The organism is Pedobacter sp. HMWF019, assembly GCF_003061025.1.
In the GTDB taxonomy this organism is placed as follows: Bacteria; Bacteroidota; Bacteroidia; order Sphingobacteriales; family Sphingobacteriaceae; genus Pedobacter.
On the sequence record NZ_QAIL01000141.1, the window covers coordinates 1 to 15,048 of the forward strand.

Genomic DNA, 15,048 nt, shown 5'->3' on the forward strand with positions numbered 1-15,048 from the left:
GCTTAATTGTTGATGATAACAAAATTGCACTTACTGCACTGAAGCAGATGATCAGCATGGATTCTTCTTTAACGCTCATTAAAGAATGTGAAGATGCGATCGATGCCTGCAGAGAGGTTATAGAAGGCCAGATCGATCTTCTGTTCCTGGATATTGAAATGCCTGGCATGACGGGAATTGAACTGGTACGAAATCTTGGCGATAAACGACCGATGATTATTTTTACGTCGGGTCGTACAGACTACGCTGCAGAGGCTTTTGATTTGAATGTAGTGGATTTTTTAACCAAACCTATTATTCCGGTTCGTTTTATGCAGGCGGTTAAAAAGGCGCGGGATTTGTACAAGACCAAAAGTATTTCAATTGGCCATAAAGAGGATGAGTTTGTTTTTATCCGGGATTCAAACGTAGTGAGGAGGTTAAAAGCGGCAGATATTCTATACCTGGAAGCGATGGGAGATTATGTGAAGATCTATGTTCCCGATCAGGTGTATTCCATCCACTCTTCTTTAAAATCAGTAGAACAAAAACTTACACAAAGCATGTTCCTGCGGGTTCACCGTTCTTTTATTGTCAATGTGAATAAGATCGATACCCTGGAGGGTGGAACTTTAATCATTAATAAAAGCCTGGTTCCTGTATCTGATGCCTATCGTTCGGCATTAAATAAACGAATGCAGATCCTTTAATGCTTATAAATTAATAAAGGCATATAGATATCTATATGCCTTTATTAATGATTTTTACTGGTTATTTACCACATGCGGATGCGGTCTTCCGGTTTTTTATACAGTTTGTCACCTGGTTTTACATCAAATGCTTTGTACCAGGCGTCCATATTAACTGGTGCGCCAATAGTTCTGTAAGGACCTGGGGAATGTGGGTCTGTTTTGATCAACTGTGCGGCTGATTCTGGCAGGATGTTTCCTCTCCAAACCTGTGCCCAGGAAAGGAAGAAACGCTGATCAGGGGTAAAGCCATCAATTTTCTCTTCAGACTGTCCTTGCTTGGTCAGTTTAAAAGCGGTATAGGCTGCATTCAAACCACCCAGGTCGCCAATGTTTTCTCCCATGGTCAGTTTTCCGTTGACGTGGATGGTATCCAATACGGTATAGCCGTCAAACTGCTCGCCTAATGCCTTGGTTTTGGCTTCAAATTTGGCTTTATCTTCTGCTGTCCACCAGTTGCGTAGATTACCGTCTTTATCATACTGGCTACCGCTGTCATCAAATCCGTGCGACATTTCATGGCCGATAACTGCTCCGATTCCACCGTAATTCACGGCGTCGTCTGCATCAGGGGCAAAGAATGGGAATTGCAGGATTCCGGCAGGGAATACAATTTCATTCATTGTTGGGCTGTAATAGGCATTTACGGTTGGAGGTGTCATTCCGAAACGGGTACGGTCTACTGGTTTGCCCAGTTGGCTGATCATATCATTGTAAGCCCATACGTCTGCATTGCGCAGGTTCTGGAAATGGGTAGTTGGTGTAATAGCCAGGCCTTCATAGGTTTTCCAGTGTTCAGGATATCCGATTTTTGGGGTAAATGCATGAAGTTTTTCCAATGCTTTTTCTTTGGTTGCCGGGCTCATCCATTCCAGGTTTTTAATTCTGATCTCAAATGCGGTACGCAGGTTCTTGATCAGCTCTTCCATTCTGGCCTTGGCTTCGGGCTTAAAGTATTTGGCTACGTACAATTGTCCAAGGAGTTCGCCGATATTGTTATCGGTTAAAGAAGACATTCTTTGCCATCTTGGTGTTTGTATACGCTGACCGGTTTGTGCTTGTGTAAAGGCGAAGTTCGCGTTTACAAAGGGAGAACTCAGGGAGGATGCGCTGTTCTTTAACACGTTCCATTCCAGATAGGTTTTCCAGTCTGCTACGGAAACAGTTTTGAGTAAACCATCCAGGCTGGTGAAGAACTTTGGTGCAGAAACCAGCAGGGTATCTTGTCCGGTTACTTTAAGTTTTGGCAGAATAGCTGCCCAGTCTAAACCTGGGGTAGTTTTGGAGAGATCTGCTACTGTAAATTTATTATAGGTTTTATAAGGGTCACGCATTTCGAGACGGCTCATTTGGGCCTGGGCAAGTTGCTTCTCGATAGCCATGACAGTTGCGGCTTTTTGAGCAGCTTCTGTTTGGGAACTTCCTGTTAATGTAAACAGGGTGGTCATATATTTTGTATAGGCTTCTCTGATTTTTACAGAACGGGAATCGTCTTTCAGGTAGTAATCGCGGTCGGGAAGTGTAGTGCCGCCCTGGCTTAAGGATGGTAGGTATTTGTTGACATTCTTTCTGTCTTGCGAAACGTAGAAGCCAAACATTGGATTGGCAATGCCCGCCGAGCGCATGGTAATGGCTTCCTGGAGTATGCCTTGAAGGTCTTTTATTTTTTTGATCCGGGCAAGGTCTGCTTTGATGGGGGTGTAACCTAGTTTTTCAATAGTAAGGCTATCCATCGCTGCGGTATAGAAATCTCCAACGCGTCTTTTGGGAGAACCTGCGGGTGCAGCTTTATCTGCGGCAGCATCCTGTACCAGGCCTTTTACGGCGTTAATATTAAAATCGCGAAGTTCATTGAAACTTCCCCAGCGGGTTTCTTTGGCTGGAACGGGATTGTTTTTAATCCAGGTGCCACTGGCATATTCATAAAAATCATCTCCTGGCTTTACACTCAGGTCCATGTTGGCTGGATCAATTAATTTAGCTGGATGTTGTTGTGCGGAAGCAGAATAGCTGGCGGCCACAATTCCCAAAATAGCAAAATAGCTTTTCAGTTCTTGTAAATTCATACGTGTTTTATCTATGTCTCAAAGAAGACTGGGGCAGGAATAGGTGAAAACCTGTCGTCAATCTTTATTTAATAAGTTAGTATGTACAACGAGGTACAATAAAAACTGAAATTAGGGAATAGATTTAAACAATTAGCCTGTCTAATGAAAATTTTACTTATTGAACCAGTAATAGAGTTTGGTTAAGCCCAGTTTTCTGATGATATGCCCTGTAAAAGAAAATACTTTAAGCGACTTCATGATCTCTTGATTTATACAGTATTAACATTTTTTAACATAATTTATTGTGCAGATCTCAATTTATTTAATAAGAATGGACGTTTAGGGCGGTCTACCCCAGCATTCTAAAAATCATTACATTTGGCCAACTAATTTATAAGCATGAAGAAATTTCTTTTAGTATTCCCTTTTTTGAGCCTGTTTTTCTATGCAGGTGCACAAAATAAGAACTTGACAATGCAGGATGCAATGCTGAATGCAAGAACGACGCTGGCGCCGGAGAACCTTTCCCAGATCCAGTTTGTTTATGGGACAGAACAATATGTGTATGCAAAACGTTCGGGAAACGATGTGACCTGGCTTACGGGGGATTTTAAAAATAAGGAAGAAAAAAACTTGTTGACTTTGGTAGAGTTGAACCAAAAATTGAAAGCTGCGGGCAGAACAGAATTGAAAGCGATGCCTGTGGTTCAATTTAATCAGGGTGCAGACTGGATTTTAAATATTCAAGGAGAGAAGGTTGCGTATAACCCGGCTAAGGGTAGTTTCACCACTTTGATTGATGCAGCAACGGCTGCAAAAGGAAATGTGGAGCAAAGTAAAGCAGGTTATACAGCTTACCTGGATCATTTTAATTTATTTGTTGCTAATGTTGCGGATGCGAAGCAGGTTACTCAGGATGGAAGTTCTGATATTGTATATGCTTCTTCTGTTCACCGGGATGAGTTTGGTATTGCTAAAGGTACATTTTGGAGCAATAGCGGTAAAGTGCTTGCTTTTTACAGGATGGATCAGAGTATGGTGGCCGATTATCCGATCATTGACTGGACAAGCATCCCGGCAAAAAATGTAAACATCAAGTATCCGATGGCTGGACAAAAAAGTCATCATGTTACGGTTGGTGTATACAATGCGGTAACCGGAACTGTGGTGTATTTAAAAACAGGGGAGCCTGCAGAACAGTATCTGACCAATATTGCCTGGAGCCCGGATGATAAATATATTTATATCGCTGTATTGAACCGTGGCCAGAACCATATGAAGCTGGACCAATACGATGCGGTGAGTGGTAATTTTGTGAAAACCTTATTTGAAGAGAAAGACGAGAAATACGTGGAGCCATTGGTGCCGATGTTGTTCCTGAAGAACGATCCCTCAAAATTCATCTGGCAAAGTAATCGCGATGGCTGGAACCATTTGTATTTGTACGATGTGAAAGGCAAATTGTTAAAGCAATTGACTAAAGGTGCATGGGAGGTTTTGGAAGTAAAGGGTTTTGATCAAAAAGGAGATAATCTGTTCTATGTTTCTACCGAAGAGTCGCCGATAACAAGGAATTTATATGTGTTGAATGTGAAAGCGGCTAAATCCAGAAGATTGACCAGTGGTTTTGCCGTGCACACGACGCAGGTAAGTACTTCAGGGCAAACTGTTATTGATAATTACAGCACGCCAGAGGATCCAAGAACAATTTTGCTTTCGGAAGTTGCCAGCGGACATTCAAAAACCTTATTGCAGGCTAAAAATCCTTTGGCAGATTACAATACCAAGGCATCGGAGATCTTCACCATTAAAAGTGCCGGAGGAGATCCTTTGTATTGCAGTTTGTATAAACCTGTGGGTTATGATGCGGGCAAAAAATATCCTGTTGTGGTGTATTGGTATGGCGGATCGCACGCTCAATTGATCCTGAACAGCTGGAATGCGGGTGCTGGCGACTATTGGTTCCGTTATATGGCAGAACAAGGTTATGTAGTGTTTGTGATGGATACACATGGAAGTGACAACAGGGGTAAAGCTTTTGAACAGTCCATGTTCCGCAGAGTTGGAGATGTGCAGATGCAGGACATGATGACAGGGGTAGATTACCTGAAAGCTTTGCCTTATGTAGATGCAGATCGGATGGGTTTGTTTGGATGGAGCTTTGGCGGTTTCAATACGGTTGATTTTATGCTGAACCACCCTGGAGTATTTAAAGCAGCAGTTGCTGGCGGACCGGTGATCAACTGGAACTTGTATGAGGTGATGTATACCGAGCGTTATATGGATACCCCTCAAGAGAATCCTGAAGGTTTTGCAGCAACAGATCTGACGCAGAAAATTGGAAACCTGAAAGGTAAGTTGTTATTAATTCATGGTATGCAGGATCCTGTTGTATTGCAACAGAATACGGTTTCTTTGGTGAAAAGTGCTGTAGATAAAGGGGTACAGGTAGATTATATGATCTATCCGGGACATGAACACAATGTGTTAGGTAAAGACCGTGCACATTTGTACCAGAAAGTGACCGATTACTTTATGCAGAATTTAAAATAGAGGTATTTTAGTTGATGAAAAAGGTCTGGTGTACAACTTGTGCACCAGACCTTTTTTTGTTTCTGTCATCTGTCTTTTTTTCTTTATTTTTGCAATTCATACAGATATTTTTTCGCATATAATGAGCATTTCTACAAAATACGATCCGGCAGCAACCGAAGACAAATGGTACAGTTACTGGCTTTCAAAGAAGTTTTTTCACTCTGAGCCTGATGAACGTGAGCCTTATACAATTGTAATTCCTCCGCCAAATGTCACAGGGGTCTTACACATGGGGCACATGCTGAACAACACCATTCAGGACGTATTGATCCGTAAGGCACGTATGCAGGGTAAAAATGCCTGCTGGGTACCTGGAACAGATCATGCTTCTATTGCTACCGAAGCGAAGGTGGTAGCGATGCTGAAAGAAAGAGGCATCAGTAAAGAAAACATTACCCGTGAAGAGTTTATGACTTATGCCTGGGAATGGAAAGAAAAGTACGGAGGTATTATCCTGGATCAGCTGAAAAAACTGGGTGCAAGCTGCGATTGGGACCGTACCCGCTTTACGATGGAAGAGGATATGTCTGCTGCGGTAATTGACAGTTTTATCCATTTGTATAAAAAGGGCTGGATCTATAGGGGAATCCGTATGGTAAACTGGGATCCTGCAGGCAAAACGGCGGTTTCTGATGAAGAGGTAATCCGCAAGGAAGTGAATCAGAAGTTGTATTATATTAAGTATACCATTTCAGGTTCTGAAGATTCCATTACGATTGCAACAACGCGTCCGGAAACGATTATGGCGGATGCGGCGATCTGCATCAACCCTAATGATGAACGCTATACCCATTTAAAAGGTAAAAAAGTATTTGTGCCTTTAATTAACCGTGAAATCCCGGTTATTGAAGATGAATACGTAACGATGGATTTTGGTACGGGTTGTTTGAAAGTAACTCCTGCACATGATTTGAATGATTATGAGTTGGGTGTTAAACATAAATTGCCTGTTATTGATATCCTGAATGATGATGGTACTTTAAATGAACTTGCTGTTATCCTGGTAGGTGAAGACCGCTTTGCTGCAAGAAAGAAAATTGCGGTATTGCTGGACGAAGCTGGCCATCTGGATAAGGTAGAAGATTATAAATCGCAGGTTGGTTTTTCTGAGCGTACAGATGCGGCGATTGAGCCAAAGCTGTCTATGCAGTGGTTCTGTAAGATGGACCAAATGGCTAAACCGGCTTTAGACGATGTACTGAATGGAGATGTTAAACTGATTCCGGAAAAGTTTGTAAACACGTACCGCCATTGGATGGAAAATGTGCGTGACTGGAACATCAGCCGTCAGTTATGGTGGGGACAGCAAATTCCGGCCTGGTATGATCATCAGGGCAATTGGGTAGTAGCTAAAACCAAAGAAGAGGCTTTAGAGGAATTCCTGAAATTAAAAGATAAAGAAGGCAGTTTTACAGCAGAAGAGGCTGCGGGTTATAAAAACCAGCTGTCGCCTTTTGTAAAACAGGACCCGGATGTAATGGATACCTGGTTTTCTTCCTGGTTGTGGCCAATTTCTGTGTTTGATGGGTTTAAGAATCCGGGAAACAAAGAGATCAGCTATTATTACCCAACAAATGATCTGGTTACAGCACCTGAAATTTTGTTTTTCTGGGTGGCGCGTATGATTATGGCCGGCCATGAGTTTATGGGTAAAAAACCTTTCACTAATGTTTACCTGACGGGTATTGTTAGAGATAAGCTGGGCCGCAAAATGTCTAAATCATTGGGGAATTCTCCAGATCCAATTGGCCTGATTGAAAAATATGGTGCAGATGGTGTAAGGGTAGGAATGTTGTTATGTTCTCCTGCAGGTAATGACCTGATGTTTGATGAAAGCTATTGCGAACAGGGAAGGAATTTTGCCAATAAGATTTGGAATGCCTTCCGTTTGGTGAAAGGATGGGAAGTTAACGATCAGCTGGAAAATCCAAATGTACAGGCGATTTCCTGGTTTGAAAGCCGTTTCAATGAGGCATTAGCAGAAATTGAAGATAACTTTAAACAATACCGTTTATCTGAAGCTTTAATGGCGACCTATAAATTGGTTTGGGATGATTTCTGTGCCTGGTACCTGGAAATGGTTAAGCCGGCTTATCAGCATCCGATTGATGCGGAGTCTTTGAAAGCAACTATTGGTTTCTTTGAGCGCATTTTAAAATTACTGCATCCGTTTATGCCATTCCTTACAGAGGAATTGTGGCACGATGAACTGTTTGGTGAAAAAGGAGAATTGGATTGTATCATTGTTGCGTCTTATCCAACTTTTACAACGGCAGAAAGCCAGATCTTAAAAGATGTTGAGGTAGTTAAACAGGTAGTTGCGGAGATCAGGAACATCAGAAATACAAAACAGATTTCTCCTAAAGAGGGGCTGCCATTGAATATTAAGGTGAATTCTACCCTGGATTATGAGAAATGGTTGAATATTGTTTTCAAACTGGCTAATATTAATGAAGTTGAGTTTGTGAATGATAAGATTCCAGGTGCTGCGAGTTTTATGGTTGGTAACGATGAATTTTTCATCCAGCTGAATGAAACCATTGATGTAGATGCAGAAAGAGAACGTTTAAATGCGGAACTGGTTTATTTGCAAGGCTTCCTGAAGTCTGTAAATGCGAAATTGGGTAATGAGCGTTTTGTGCAGAATGCAAAACCGGAAATTATTCAAAATGAACGCAATAAGCAGGCAGATGCAGAATCCAAGATCAGAATTATTGAAGAAAGTCTTTCTGCGCTGGTAAGCTAAAAGATAGATATAAATAAAGAGCGGCGAGCTAAGGATCTGATGGTCTTTAGCTCGCTTTTTTTAGGGTAATCCTGTAGGCGCATCTTCTGTCGCCTGCAATGATGTGGTTTACTCTGGAGATGTCTACACTATTTCCCAATACAAATTTAAAGGTATTTAGTTCTGAACTGCAGAAGCCTTGGCATACCTGGGCGGCCGCGCAGATGGGGCAGTGGTTTTCGACCAGTAAATAGCCTTCTTCGTCTTTACTGTACTCGGCCATATAACCTTCTCTTGTCCGGATCTCTGCAAGTCGTCCAATCCGGGTTTCCAGATCGCTTAAGGATTCCAGCTCCCGCTGGTATTTTTCTTTGCCGCTGATTTCATTAGCGTTGATAACGCTTTGAAGCGCTTCCTCTCCAAGGTTTTGTTTAATGAGCTGGATCAGCTTGACGGTGAGTTCTGCATGGGTATCGGGAAAACCAGCGTTGCCCAAAGCAGTGAGTGTAAAGAACTGTGTAGGTCTGCCTACTCCTCTGGATTCATGCTGGCTCTGAATCAGTCCTTCTTCGGTAAGTTTTAACAACTGTAATCTTGCGCCTTCACTGGTCATTCCCAGTTCTTTGGCGATTTCAGCTGCTGTTAAGGCACCACGCGTCTTCAGCAGCATTAAGAATTTATTTGTCTTCATAATCTAATAAAACAAGTAATTAGTTGTTTTATTCACAAAAGTACTAACTTTGCTTAACTTTTAAGAATATTCACGATTTATTTTGATGATATGCATGAATTTACATAACCCTCTTTAACCCTTTTTTTACCTGAGAATAATCTTTTTGTATTTCACTGCCTGAGCCTGGTGCTTAGGGGGCATGGAATGCTTTTGTCAAAAATTTTAAAATACAGTATGATATGAAACCTATAAATTTACCTTTAATAAGCCTGGCAGTAACGTTGCTTATTGCTTGTGGACCTCAGCAACCGTCTGAAGGGCAGGGCCAGCCTGCAGAATTTCCTGTGATGCAGGTGGAAACGCAGGATGCGGTTATAAACAATGACTATCCTGCAACGATTCAGGGACAGCAGAATATAGAGATCCGTCCTAAAGTTGACGGTTTTGTCGAAAAGATCTTTGTTGATGAAGGCGCTGTGGTGAAAAAAGGCCAGCCTTTATTCAGGATCAATGCTCCGCAGTATGAGCAGGAGATTAGAACAGCTTCTGCGGCAATTAAGAATGCAGAAGCTGAATTGAATACCGCTAAAATGCAGGTGGAGAAAACAATTCCTCTGGTTAAAGAAGGCATCATCAGCAATTATGAATTGAAGCAGGCTTCCTTTAATCAGCATGCCAAGGAAGCTGCTTTAGCACAGGCAAAAGCCAGTTTAGCTAATGCCAGAACAAATGTGGGTTATACGATGATCAGCAGTCCGGCCGATGGGGTAGTGGGAAATATTCCCTACAAGACCGGGAGCCTGGTAAGCAGCAGTTCTGCACAACCACTCACAACGGTATCCAATATCAGCCGGGTATATGTTTATTTCTCTTTTAATGAAAAGAAATTCCTTGACTTTGTGGATCAGTATACTGGAAAAACGATGGAAGATAAACTTCGTCAGTTTCCACCAGTTCTGTTGTTGATGGCCAATGGAAAGGTCTATCCGGAGAAGGGAAGGATGGAGACTTTAAGTGGGTTGATCAGTACAGAAACAGGTTCAGTAAATCTGAGGGCCAGTTTCCTCAATCCAGTTTCTCTGCTCAGGAGCGGGGCTAGCGCAACGATCCGGATCCCGGTAGTTTTGAAGCAGGCGTTATTGATCCCTTCAAAAGCAACTTATGAAATGCAGGAGAAAACGATGGTTTTTACGGTGGATCCAAAAGGAAAAGTAAAAAGCACCGAAATCGAAATCCTGGATGTTCCTTCGGGTGAATTCTATGTGGTTAAAAAAGGACTGCAGGTAGGCGACAAGCTGGTTACTGAAGGTGCGGGTGCGCTTAAAGACGGCATGGAGATCAAACCCGTATCTCCTAAAATTAAGCGTTTGGTCTCTTCTAAAATTTAAAAATTATGTTAAAAAAGTTTATTGATAATCCGGTATTGTCTACTGTGATATCGATCATCATTGTGATACTTGGTTTACTGGGTTTGTATTCTTTGCCTATTTCCCAATATCCGGATATTGCTCCTCCGGCGGTTGAAGTAACAACTTCTTATCAGGGAGCGAGTGCCGATGTGGTTATGAAAAGTGTGATTGTGCCTTTGGAAGAAGAGATTAACGGTGTAGAGAATATGACCTATATGACATCCAAAGCCAGTAATGATGGTACAGCGAACATCACCATCAATTTTAAACAGGGTACTGATCCGGATATGGCGGCTGTGAACGTGCAGAACCGGATCACTAAAGCGACCAGCCTGATGCCTGCTGAGGTGATTAAAATGGGAATTACAACGAGTAAAAGGCTGAATAGTGAGGTGTTTTCATTTTTGTTGTATAGTGAAAATGGAAAGTACGATCAGCGTTTCCTGGACAATTATTTAAGGATCAATATTATTCCTCAGATCAAAAGGGTACATGGGGTGGGAGATGCCCAGGTATATGGTGGTAAAGATTACAGTATGAGGATCTGGCTAAAGCCGGACGCTATGGCGGCTTATGGATTGATTCCTTCGGATGTGATGAGCGCTCTTGCAGAACAGAATATTGAGGCTGCGCCGGGTAAGGTGGGAGAGAACAGCAACCAGTCCTTTCAATACACCCTGAAATACACGGGCCGCCTGGAGAAGCCAGAACAGTTTGGTGATATCATCCTGAAATCGGTGGGCAATGGACAGGTGTTGAAATTAAAGGATGTGGCGGCCGTTGATCTGGGATCGTTTACCTATTCCAGTACATTGATTGCTCAGGGGCATGAATCGCCTTATGTGGCCATTAACCAGACTTCAGGTTCTAATGCGCATGAGATCATTAAACAATGTGAAAAGATTCTGGCAGATGCGGCACTTACTTTTCCGAAGGGGGTAAAATATAGTGTATTTACCAATGCCAATGAGTTCCTGAATGCATCGATTTCTAAATTGATTTCCACAATCATAGAGGCTTTTATCCTGGTATTTATTGTGGTCTTTATTTTTCTTCAGGATTTTCGTTCTACATTGATTCCGGCGATTGCAGTACCGGTTGCGATTATCGGTACCTTCTTTTTCCTAAAGTTATTTGGTTTCACCATTAACCTGCTAACCTTGTTTGCCCTGGTGTTGGCTATTGGAATTGTGGTGGATGATGCTATTGTAGTGGTTGAGGCGGTTCATGCTAAACTGGATCAGGGTGCAAAATCTGCCAAGAAGGCGACCATGCATGCCATGAGCGAAATTAGTACAGCGATTATTTCTATTACCCTGATCATGGCCTCGGTATTTATTCCGGTAACTTTTGTGACTGGGTCTGTTGGGGTGTTTTACAAGCAATTTGGTTTAACGCTTGCAGTGGCCATTCTGATCTCGGCAGTGAACGCTTTGACCTTGAGCCCTGCTTTATGTGCCTTGCTGTTGAAACCGCATGGGGATCATGAGAAAGTGAAGACAGGATTCCTGCAACGGTTTTACGCCGGATTTAATGCTTCTTTTAACCGGATGACAGCAAGATATAAACAGGCCGTTATCTTCCTGGTGAGCAGAAAATGGATCTCTTTTGTGGGTATTGCCTTGTTTAGTTTGCTGTTTTGGTTCCTGGTTAAAACTACCCCAACCGGATTTGTGCCTAATGAAGATAGTGGTTCTATTTATGGTAACGTGATCCTTCCTCCAGCCAGTTCGCTGGAGCGTACAGAAGAAATTTCCAACCAGATTGACAGTATTGCCAGGTCCATTCCGGAGGTGGAACTGTCTTCCCGTTTGGCAGGTATGGATTTAATGAGCGGTACGGGTAGTTCCTATGCGGCTATTTTTATCCGGCTGAAACCCTGGAAAGAAAGGACAAAAAAGGGACAGGATATTCAGAGTGTTGTGGGGCAGTTGTTTGCGAAAACAGCTGGAATTAAAGGTGCAAATATTATCTTTTTTGCAGCACCTACCCTGCAGGGCTTCGGAAATAACGATGGTTTTGAGTTTAAGCTCCAGGACAAAACCGGGGGGACTTATCAGGCCTTTAACCAGGTGATTGGTGGCTTTATGGGGGCACTGAACCAACGTCCGGAGGTAATGTATGCAGCAACTTCTTATAATACCGGTTTTCCGCAGTATGAAGTAAACGTCAATGTGGCTAAATGTAAAGAGGCTGGAATTCAGGTGAATACGGTTTTGAATACCTTGCAGGGATACCTTGGTGGAATTTATGCCTCAGATTTTAACCGTTTTGGTAAACAGTATAAGGTAATGATCCAGGCGGAGGCTTCCCAGCGGATGAACAAGGAGGCTATTGACAAGATCTTTGTACGGAACGACCGGGGAACAATGGCACCGATATCTGAATTTATTGAGCTGAAAAAGATCTATGGACCGGAGTTTATCAATCGTTTTAATTTGTTTACGGCTGCATCGGTAAATGGTGCACCAAAACCGGGTTATAGTTCTGGAGATGCTATAAAGGCCATTCAGGAAGTGGCGGCAAAAACGCTTCCGCAAGGTTATACTTTTGAGTTTTCGGGCTTAACGTTGGAGGAGCTTTCCAGCGGTAGTCAGACGATGCTGATCTTTATATTGAGCTTGCTATTTATTTACTTCTTGCTGAGTGCCCAGTACAAAAGCTATATTCTTCCGTTTTCTGTATTGCTTTCTTTGCCTATTGGTTTGGCTGGTGCGTTCTTGTTTGCCCGTTTGTTTGGCCTGGACAATAATATTTTCCTGCAGATCAGTTTGATTATGCTGATTGGATTACTGGCCAAAAATGCCATTCTGATTGTTGAGTTTGCTTTGATGAACCGTTTAAGCGGTAGAAGCCTGGTTCAGTCTGCGATTGCGGGGGCAACCGCCAGGCTAAGACCTATCTTGATGACATCTTTTGCTTTTATTTTCGGTTTACTGCCTTTAATGTTTGCTTCAGGTGCTGGTGCCATTAGTAACCGCTCTATTGGTACGGCTGCGGTTGGGGGTATGCTGATCGGGACTGTTTTTGGTGTATTTGTGATCCCAATTTTATTTATCGTTTTTCAGGGGATCCAGGAGAAGATTGGCGGGAATAAAAAGGCTGAAGTTATAGATTATAAACCTGAACCTGTTGAATTTCAGGCTCTGAATTAAAATAGTGAACCATAAATAGATGAAATGATGAATAAATATATAGGGTTTTTATTTCTGGCTGTTCTGATGTTCTCTTGCCGAAGTGCAAAAGAATACCGGCTGCCAGAAGTGAATATCAACAATAGCTATCCGGGACAGGAAGATAAGGATACAACGTCAATTATTACCCTACCCTGGGACAAGTTGTTTACGGATACTTTATTGAAAAAACTGGTGCAGGAAGGCCTGGCTAAAAACCTGGATCTGAAAATAGCTGTAAAGCAAATAGATGTTGCTCATGCTGCGATGATGCAGAGTAAGGTGGCTTTTTTGCCGGAACTGAGTGGGAAAGCTGGGATTACGAGATCTAAACTGGCCTTTCCGCAGGGATTTGGCCTGGTTAATAATTCTACGCAGTATGATGTATCTCTGAATACAAGCTGGGAAGCAGATATCTGGGGGAAACTAAAGAGTGCTAAAAAAGCTGCCCTGGCCAGAATGCTCCAATCTGAAGAGGCTAAAAAGGTAGTACAGACACAATTGGTTGCGGATATTTCGAGCTTCTATTTTACACTTCTTGCGATGGATGAGCAGTTGAGGATCTTGGAAAAGACGGTGAGCAACCGGAAAGAGGATGTGAAAGCTATGAAATCTTTAATGACTGCAAATATTGTTAATGGTGCCGCCGAGGTACAAAGCGAGGCGAATCAGTATGGTGCTGAAGTGGCTATTCCTAAATTGAAAAGACAGATCAGGGAAACGGAGAATGCATTGAATACTTTATTGGCCAGACCTGCCTCAGCGATTCTAAGGGGGAGTTTGAATCAGCAGAAATTGTTAATGGATCTTCATGCGGGGATCCCTGCCCAGCTTTTGCAGAACAGACCGGATGTTAAACAGGCGGAGTATGCGTTCAGAGCGGCTTTTGAGGATACGAATGTGGCGAGGCGGTTGTTTTATCCTTCTATCAGTTTAACTGCGGCTGGGGGTTTTACCAGTTTTAGTTTTAAGGATTGGTTAAGTGCGCCTGGTCTTTTTGGAAATGTGGCTGCGGGGATTTTACAACCGGTTCTGAGTAAGGGGGTTAATAAAGCAAGGTTAAGGACGGCGCAGGCTACTCAGGAGCAGGCAGGTTATGCTTTTGAAAAGTCCGTATTGAATGCGGCTGAAGAGGTTTCTAATGCTTTGTATGGATGGCAGGCTGCGGGTGAACAGCGGGAGATCAGGAAGAAACAGGTGGTGTTGCTGGAGCGGTCTGTGGATTTTACGAAGAAATTGTTGAAGTATAGCTCGGCGACGAATTATACGGATGTGTTGACTTCGGAGCAGGGTTTGTTGGCTGCGGAATTGGAAGTAGTTAATGATCAGCTGGAGCAGTGGAACGCTGTTATTGGTTTGTATAGGGCGCTTGGAGGGATGTAAAGAGGGTGTTATGTTACCGCAAAATCTGCTGGTCTGACTCTAAGGCTGCACCGGCTTAGGCGTCCTGAAGGGGCCGCAAACCCGCCAATGCCTTTTCGCAGACACAGTAGATTTTGCTTGCGCCATAAGCAGGGGGGAGATCCGGGTATGATGCAGAGGGTGTTATGTTACCGCAAAACCTGCTGGTCTGACTCTAAGGCTGCACCGGCTTAGGCGTCCTGAAGGGGCCGCAAACCCGCCAATGCCTTCTCGCAGACACAGTAGATTTTGCTTGCGCCATAAGCAGGGGGGAGATCCGGGTATGATGCAGAGGG

8 protein-coding genes are annotated in these 15,048 nt (G+C 43.0%); 6 read left to right on the plus strand and 2 right to left on the minus strand.

The genetic code is table 11. The features are described from left to right. A partial coding sequence (locus DBR11_RS08960; protein ID WP_108551759.1) for a LytTR family DNA-binding domain-containing protein occupies nucleotides 1-689 on the plus strand: 689 nt, incomplete at its 5' end. Between the two features lie 65 nt (nucleotides 690-754). On the opposite strand, the gene DBR11_RS08965 is transcribed toward DBR11_RS08960, so the two are convergent. Next, on the minus strand, nucleotides 755-2,794 hold the full coding sequence (locus tag DBR11_RS08965) for a M13 family metallopeptidase (RefSeq protein WP_108551761.1): 2,040 nt from the start codon (nucleotides 2,792-2,794) through the stop codon (nucleotides 755-757). 381 nt (nucleotides 2,795-3,175) lie between these two features. Here DBR11_RS08965 and DBR11_RS08970 point away from each other — a divergent pair, with 381 nt between their 5' ends. Then, a complete protein-coding gene (locus tag DBR11_RS08970; protein WP_108551763.1) occupies nucleotides 3,176-5,329 on the plus strand; it encodes a DPP IV N-terminal domain-containing protein in 2,154 nt (717 codons plus the stop codon). 121 nt (nucleotides 5,330-5,450) lie between these two features. Next, the gene (locus DBR11_RS08975) at nucleotides 5,451-8,117 is read left to right on the plus strand and encodes a valine--tRNA ligase (RefSeq protein WP_108551765.1); all 2,667 of its coding nucleotides are present in this window, start codon (nucleotides 5,451-5,453) and stop codon (nucleotides 8,115-8,117) included. 46 nt (nucleotides 8,118-8,163) lie between these two features. Here the strand turns inward: DBR11_RS08975 and DBR11_RS08980 are convergent, their stop codons facing one another. Beyond that, nucleotides 8,164-8,787: a metalloregulator ArsR/SmtB family transcription factor gene (locus DBR11_RS08980; RefSeq protein WP_108551767.1), complete on the minus strand. Its 624-nt coding sequence runs from the start codon at nucleotides 8,785-8,787 to the stop codon at nucleotides 8,164-8,166. Between the two features lie 221 nt (nucleotides 8,788-9,008). On the opposite strand from DBR11_RS08980, the gene DBR11_RS08985 reads away from it, so the two are divergent. Genes DBR11_RS08985 through DBR11_RS08995 form a run of 3 tightly spaced genes read left to right on the plus strand, consistent with a single transcriptional unit; the run spans nucleotide 9,009 to nucleotide 14,734 of the window. Beyond that, nucleotides 9,009-10,157 (plus strand): efflux RND transporter periplasmic adaptor subunit, encoded by a 1,149-nt coding sequence (locus tag DBR11_RS08985; RefSeq protein ID WP_108551769.1) that lies wholly within the window; start codon nucleotides 9,009-9,011, stop codon nucleotides 10,155-10,157. A gap of 5 nt (nucleotides 10,158-10,162) precedes the next feature. Beyond that, nucleotides 10,163-13,333, plus strand: coding sequence for an efflux RND transporter permease subunit (locus tag DBR11_RS08990; RefSeq protein WP_108551771.1), 3,171 nt, complete (start codon nucleotides 10,163-10,165; stop codon nucleotides 13,331-13,333). Nucleotides 13,334-13,357: 24 nt separating this feature from the next. After that, the gene (locus tag DBR11_RS08995; RefSeq protein ID WP_233260698.1) at nucleotides 13,358-14,734 is read left to right on the plus strand and encodes a TolC family protein; all 1,377 of its coding nucleotides are present in this window, start codon (nucleotides 13,358-13,360) and stop codon (nucleotides 14,732-14,734) included. Nucleotides 14,735-15,048: the final 314 nt, after the last annotated feature.

What these genes read in the sequence shown, in the direction of transcription:
- DBR11_RS08965 (WP_108551761.1), bottom strand. Translation starts at nt 2,794, where the DNA reads ATGAATTTACAAGAACTGAAAAGCTATTTTGCTATTTTGGGAATTGTG.
- DBR11_RS08970 (WP_108551763.1), top strand. Translation starts at nt 3,176, where the DNA reads ATGAAGAAATTTCTTTTAGTATTCCCTTTTTTGAGCCTGTTTTTCTAT.
- DBR11_RS08975 (WP_108551765.1), top strand. Translation starts at nt 5,451, where the DNA reads ATGAGCATTTCTACAAAATACGATCCGGCAGCAACCGAAGACAAATGG.
- DBR11_RS08980 (WP_108551767.1), bottom strand. Translation starts at nt 8,787, where the DNA reads ATGAAGACAAATAAATTCTTAATGCTGCTGAAGACGCGTGGTGCCTTA.
- DBR11_RS08985 (WP_108551769.1), top strand. Translation starts at nt 9,009, where the DNA reads ATGAAACCTATAAATTTACCTTTAATAAGCCTGGCAGTAACGTTGCTT.
- DBR11_RS08990 (WP_108551771.1), top strand. Translation starts at nt 10,163, where the DNA reads ATGTTAAAAAAGTTTATTGATAATCCGGTATTGTCTACTGTGATATCG.
- DBR11_RS08995 (WP_233260698.1), top strand. Translation starts at nt 13,358, where the DNA reads ATGATGAATAAATATATAGGGTTTTTATTTCTGGCTGTTCTGATGTTC.